Annotated in this window: 6 protein-coding genes; 1 reads left to right on the plus strand and 5 read right to left on the minus strand. The window is 32.0% G+C overall.

All coding sequences use genetic code 11. The features are described 5' to 3' along the window. Window positions 1–12: 12 nt before the first annotated feature. Together rpsA and cmk are read right to left on the minus strand one after the other, a co-directional pair. The gene (rpsA, locus tag CD111_RS10380; RefSeq protein ID WP_095087940.1) at window positions 13–1,170 is read right to left on the minus strand and encodes a 30S ribosomal protein S1; all 1,158 of its coding nucleotides are present in this window, start codon (window positions 1,168–1,170) and stop codon (window positions 13–15) included. 74 nt (window positions 1,171–1,244) lie between these two features. After that, a complete protein-coding gene (gene cmk / locus CD111_RS10385) occupies window positions 1,245–1,901 on the minus strand; it encodes a (d)CMP kinase (protein WP_095087938.1) in 657 nt (218 codons plus the stop codon). A 74-nt stretch (window positions 1,902–1,975) separates the two neighbouring features. Between cmk and CD111_RS10390 the strand changes: the two genes are divergently transcribed. Continuing rightward, window positions 1,976–2,944: an asparaginase gene (locus tag CD111_RS10390; protein WP_095087936.1), complete on the plus strand. Its 969-nt coding sequence runs from the start codon at window positions 1,976–1,978 to the stop codon at window positions 2,942–2,944. 299 nt (window positions 2,945–3,243) lie between these two features. On the opposite strand, the gene CD111_RS10395 is transcribed toward CD111_RS10390, so the two are convergent. The 3 genes from CD111_RS10395 to CD111_RS10405 form a co-directional block, all read right to left on the minus strand. Next, window positions 3,244–4,230 (minus strand): YpdA family putative bacillithiol disulfide reductase, encoded by a 987-nt coding sequence (locus CD111_RS10395; protein ID WP_095087934.1) that lies wholly within the window; start codon window positions 4,228–4,230, stop codon window positions 3,244–3,246. Window positions 4,231–4,339: 109 nt separating this feature from the next. Further along, window positions 4,340–4,978 carry a CBS domain-containing protein gene (locus CD111_RS10400; protein ID WP_095087932.1) on the minus strand — a complete coding sequence of 213 codons (639 nt, stop codon included), beginning with the start codon at window positions 4,976–4,978 and terminating at the stop codon, window positions 4,340–4,342. Window positions 4,979–5,002: 24 nt separating this feature from the next. Further along, on the minus strand, window positions 5,003–6,478 hold the full coding sequence (locus tag CD111_RS10405; protein WP_095087930.1) for a LysM peptidoglycan-binding domain-containing protein: 1,476 nt from the start codon (window positions 6,476–6,478) through the stop codon (window positions 5,003–5,005). Window positions 6,479–6,591: the final 113 nt, after the last annotated feature.

Here is a 6,591-nt window from a genome sequence, read left to right on the forward strand (position 1 = left end):
ATATGTTGTTTATTATAGTTTGAAGTTTTTAAGTTTATCCCCGAAGACATCACCTAAAGTAGGGTTATCATCATCAGAGTCAGACTGATTTAAATAAGATTCATCGAAATCATTAACTTGTTCAATCGTTTCTTTAATTGATAATGAAATTCTTTCTTCTTCTTTATCTATACTTAAAATTTTAACTTGAACTTCTTGGCCTCTTTGAAGAACTTCGTCAGGATTGCCGATATGTTCATGGCTAATTTGAGAAATGTGTACTAATCCTTGTAAACCTGGTGCGATTTCAACAAAAGCACCAAATTGCGCTAGTCGTACAACTTTACCAGTCACAGTGTCTCCAACGCTGAACTTTTCATCAATTACTTCAAATGGGCTTGGTAATGTATCTTTAATTGATAAAGAAATTCTTTCTGCTTCACGATCAACTGCACGTACTTTAACCTTCACGACATCTCCTACTTTAACAACTTCTTCAGGAGATTTAACATGATCATGCGATAATTCCGAAACATGAACAAGACCATCAACACCGCCTAAATCAATGAAAGCACCGAAATTTGCAATTCTAGCAACTTTTCCTTCAATGACGTCACCTTGTGAAATGTTATTCATTATTTCGTCTTTCTTAGTAGATAATGTTTCTTGTTCTACTTTCTTGTGACTTAATATCACTCGATTATTCGCTTGGTCTAATTCTTCTACCTTTAAAGTCAATACTTTACCTAAATAATCCGAGAAATCTTCAATATAGTCGACTGAAATTAAAGAGGCAGGAATAAATCCTCTCATACCAGCATCAACTACTAATCCACCTTTAACAACTTCAGTAACTTCAGCATCAATTGTTTCATTATTATCTAGGATTGTTTGTAGTTTTTCGTATGATAAGTTTTCGTCTAATTTTCGTTTAGACAATATATAATGACCACTTTCTTCGTTCTGTTCAATCTTAGTTACGAAAGCTTCGATTTCATCACCAATATTGACGACTTCATTGGCATTTTCGATATGTTGGGTAGATAGTTGGCTAATTGGAATAATGCCATCAAATTTACCACCTTCTATGTGTACAACAACATGTTTATCTTCTATTTGTTGTACAGTACCCTTTACTTTGTCACCTTCTTCTACTTCATTTATCATGGATTCGTTGAATTCTTCCGTCATCAAAATTGCCTCCTTTAAATAAATAGCTTAATATTAACTTCTTATAAAGACGCTTAATTGTCAAGAAATTCGTATTATTTTGTCAATTTGACATTCGCTAATTCAATAATTTTATTTGTTACTTCATCAATTGATAATCCTGTTGTATCAATACTAATTGCATCTTCAGCTTTAACTAACGGTGATATTTCTCTATTCATATCGTATTGATCTCGTCTTTCAATATCTGTTTTTAAAGATTCGATATCAGATTTAATACCTCTTAACTCATTGTCTTTAAACCTTCTATTTGCTCTTTCTTCAACAGAAGCAATCATGTATATTTTTAATTCTGCATCCGGTAGTACAGTAGTTCCAACATCTCGACCATCCATGACGACATTTTTTTGATTTGCTAGCTTTTGTTGCTCTTCTACTAAAAACGTTCTAACAGGTTCTTTAGATGCTACATATGAAACTTTTTCTGTAACATCATTTTCTCGAATACGTTCTGTAACATCTTCACCATTTAAGTTTACACGTTGACCATCTTTCAAAATGATTTCTAGATTAATCTTCTTAACTAATTCATCAAAATCTTCACTATTTTCTTGTATATAAAATAGCGTTATCGCTCTATACATTGCACCAGTATCAACATAAATCATATTAAAATGTTGAGCTACCAACTTGGCGATCGTACTTTTACCAGCAGCAGCTGGTCCATCAATTGCAATATTTATTTTATTCATTTAATTAACCTCACTTGTTCTTTAATCTTATATATTTTATCATAAATTATAATCATATGAATAGGAGGAAAGATATGAAGAGAATTCTAGTACTTCATACAGGCGGGACAATAAGCATGTCTGAAGATAAAGACACAGGGAAAGTAGAAACTAATTCAGAGCATCCAATGCATAAACATCAAGCTTTTATAAAATCATTAGGTGATATAACAGAGATTAATCCTTTTCAAATACCTTCTCCACATATGAACAATCATTATATTATCAAATTGAAAGAAATTATTACGGAATCAATACAACAAGATAAATATGATGCATTTGTCATTACACATGGTACGGATACATTAGAAGAAACAGCATACTTATTAGATTTAACTATTGATACTAAATTGCCTATTATTTTAACTGGGGCTATGAGATCTTCAAACGAAATTGGTTCAGATGGCTTGTATAATTATATATCTGCACTTAAAGTAGCATCATCGGACGAAGCACAAAATAAAGGTGTAATGGTTGTATTTAACGATGAAATACATACAGCTAAGAACGTAACAAAAACGCATACATCAAATACAAGTACATTTCAAAGTCCTAACTATGGACCAATTGGTAGCGTGACTAAAACACATGTATTGTTTCATCATCAACCGTTTGAATCCACTAAATATCCCCATATCAATCCAGAAATTAAGATTGGTATCGTAAAAGCACATATGGACCTATCAAGTGATATACTGCAATTTTTTGTAGAACAAAATTATGATGGATTAATCATTGAAGCTTTAGGACAAGGTAATTTGCCTCCGACAGCATTAAAGGGTATAAATGCCCTAATGGATGCAAATATTCCCGTAGTGATGGTCTCACGTTCATTTAATGGTATCGTAGGTGGTATATATGCATATGAAGGCGGTGGATACCAATTACAAGAAATGGGAATCATTCTTTCTAACGGACTAAATGGCCAAAAAGCAAGATTGAAATTGTTAGTAGGATTAAGTAATGATTTATCTAAAGAAAAGTTAGTTGAGTATTTTGGTTAATTATCAAGAAAATAACTAAAAATTATTAAATACGTATACTTTATAAAAATACGATTTCTAGGCTACTTATATTCTGAATTCAATAGAATATAAGTAGTCTAGTTTTTTGTTGAAGTCGTAGATTAACTATAGATTTATTCCATGACTTTGTAATCCTTCACAAAAGTTGAACTAAAAATTTAATTATTAACGATGTTCGATCATGAAAAAACGAGAAAATCATTGTGTAGCATGATTTTCTCGTTTTTGATTTAGGTTTTTACGAATGTCGTCTCAGACTTTGATATTGCTGTTTAGGATTATGATTCTAATGGTGTCTTTTTCTTTCTATCAATATCTTGTGCAATCGTGCCACCATGATATTTACCGTTTTCTATAAAGATTGTATTTGCGTCATTACCTGCAGCAATGACGCCAGCTATATATAGATTTTCTACATTAGATTCCATAGTATCCTTATTAAATGATGGTGCAGTACCAAATTCATTCGTAACGATATCAACACCACATGACTCTAAAAATTTATAATCTGGGTGATAGCCAATCATAGCAAATACAAAATCGTTATGGATAGTATATGATTTACCATCTTTATTAAATGTTAATGTTTGTTCATCTATTTTCTCAACCTGGCTATTAAAATGCATTTGTATTTTTTCGTTTTTTGCTAAGGATTCAAAGTTAGGTAGAATCCATGGTTTTATACTTTTAGAGTATTCAGTACCTCGATATAATACGGTAACATTTGCCCCAGCTTTTTCAAGTTCTATTGCTGCATCAACTGCTGAATTTTTACCACCAATAATAACTACGTCTTGGTTAAAGTATGGATGTGCTTCTTTAAAGTAATGCATTACTTTATCTAATTCTTGTCCTTCAACATCAAGTTGATTTGGTTGCCCATAATATCCTGTCGCAATCGTCAAAAATCTAACTTTATATGTTTGTTTAGTAGTTGTTACAAGAAAACGATTATCAATTTTTTTCACAGTTAAAACTTCTTCGAACGTTCTAATATTTAGTTGATGATGTTTTACGACTTCTCTATAGTACACAAGTGCTTGGTTTCTTTTAGGTTTAAGATCTTCAACTATAAAAGGTACATCTCCAATGCCTAATTTATCACTGGAAGAAAAGAATGTTTGATGTGTTGGATACTTGTATATTGCATCTACAATATTTCCTTTTTCGATGATAATTGTATTAATGCCCATTCGTTTTTGTTCGATAGCTGCACTTAGTCCACATGGGCCGCCACCAATAATTAAGCTTTCAATTTCTTGCATTTCTTTCACTCCTTATTTTATACCTTTGTTATTATACCAATTATAAGTTATGAATAAAATAAAATGGCACTTTGTTTTAACAAAGTGCCATCTTAAACATGATATTGAATTATGTTTCACTAACATCTAATACTTTAAAGCCGTTTTTAGATAAATGTTTAACAAATTTATCTATGTTGTTTGAATTTTCTACTTTTATAATCATTCTACGGTACATTTTGTCAGTTTCATCAAATGTAACAAATGATATCGTATTCAATTTGAATTTAGATATAATATTAGATAAACGTTTAATACGTCCTTCTGCATCTACTGAAGTAACTGCAATTCTTACCCCTTTTTGTTTCATACCAAAAGCAGATTTGAATTGATCCATTAAATCGTAACGTGTTACGACACCGAGAAAATCTTTGTCGTCATTTACGACTGCTACTATAGGAAAATCTTGTAAATTTAGTAGAGATTCTTCAACTACTTTGTTTTCATTTAAAGAATGTAAGTCTAAAGTAAGTATCTCTTCTATTATGGTATTCGAAATAAATTCATCCCTAGAGACATTTTCTTTTTTGAAGAAATAATGTCTAAATATACTATATCTTGTAATCATACCTAAATACTTTCCTTCTGCTACAACTGGTAGTCCATCGATTCCATGATGTTCTAGTTTGTCTAAGGCAGAATGAATCGAATCTTTAGGATGTGCAATGTAGCACTTCTCCTTTGGTATCATAATATTGGTTAAATACATAATTCCATCCCCTTTTGTTTATGCCTATGGTATAACTAAATTTTGACCTTGTGAGATCTCATTACCAGAAATACCATTCGCTCGTCTGATTTTTTCAACGTTTTCTGTTGAACCACTACCATAATATTGGATAGCTATACGATATAAGTTTTCTTTACCTGTTACAGTATGAGAACCTTGAGATTGATTTTGGTTGCTTTGTGCATTCTGGTTCGCATTCTGGTTGTATTGATTATTGTTTTGTGCATTTTGATTTGTATTATTTGGATCTTGGTTTGCATTTTGAGCTGCTTCATTTGTTGCAGCATCTCCATCATTGTTAGCAGAATCATTTGAGTCTTGATTTGCATCTTTATTGGCATCTGCTTTATCTTTTGCTTTTTTCTCTTTGTCTGCTTTATCTTTTTTAGCTTGATCTGATTTTTCTTTTTCTTTGGCTGCTTTTTCATCAGCTTTTTTCTTAGAAGCACTATCAGTTTGTGATGTTTTGTCAGCTAATTCTTTACCGTTATCTTTGTTGGTTCCATTTAAATACATACCTAAGAATAATGCTAATGCACCAAGAATTAGTATCGCAGCAATTATTGGGATGATGGCTTTCTTGAATTTATTTGATCCATCATTACCGCCGTTTCCATTACCATTGCCACCGTTTGGAGGTGTTCCTCCTCCTGAAGCAGCTGCACCAACTCCGGCCGCACCAGCTGCAGTTGCTGCTCCTTTTTTCTTATTACTGTTATCTTTTGCGCTATTTTCTTTATTAGTTTGTTTGTTTTTGGCAGCTAGACCAGCGCCTGCTGCACCAACACCTGCAGCTACAGCACCTTTTTTCTTATTGCTGTTATCTTTGTCTTTATTTTCGCTAGTTTGCTTAGCATTATCAGCTTCTTTATTTTTATTGTTAGCTGCTAATCCAGCACCGGCAGCACCAGCTGCGCCTGCTGTCACAGCGCCGCGTTTTTTATTATCATTATATTTGTTTTTAGAATCAATTGCTTGTGTGTCATTGTCCGGTTGATTTCTAGATTTATTATCAACTTGTGAAGATTTAGAAATATCTTTATCGGACGATTTGTTAGTATTATGCTGTTTATTTGGTGTTATTTGTTCTGGTTTATCAGTTAATGATTGTTTTTTACTTTTATCTGACTTATTAATATTTGAACCAGCAAATGCACCTGCCGATTTTGTTTTTTGATCGTTATTTGGTTTGTTACCTGCTTGATTTGTTTCTTCTTTCGAATGTTGTTCTTTACTTTCTTGTTTATTCGCTTCTTCTTTTCTTCGTTGTCTTCTAAGCACACCTCTTGGAGGATAGTTTTGTTCATTTTTGCTTCGTTTTTTATTTTCGAAATTTGGTTCCTTTTCTTCTGTCCGATTATCTGACTTATTTAATTCATTTTCTTCGGAGTTTGTAGCTTTTTTGTTTTCCGAATCATCAGGACGTTCTATCGGTTGACGGCTTTTTTCAAATTCGTCTTTAAAATTATCGTTAGACAATAAACTCACCTCTTAATTAAATATTATTTTAAATATAAACTTTACGTTTAATTATACCTTATTATAGCCTTCTTAAAGATATCAAGTAAAGTAATCCTACTAAAATATTACCT

The organism is Mammaliicoccus stepanovicii, assembly GCF_002902525.1.
In the GTDB taxonomy this organism is placed as follows: domain Bacteria; phylum Bacillota; class Bacilli; order Staphylococcales; family Staphylococcaceae; genus Mammaliicoccus; species Mammaliicoccus stepanovicii.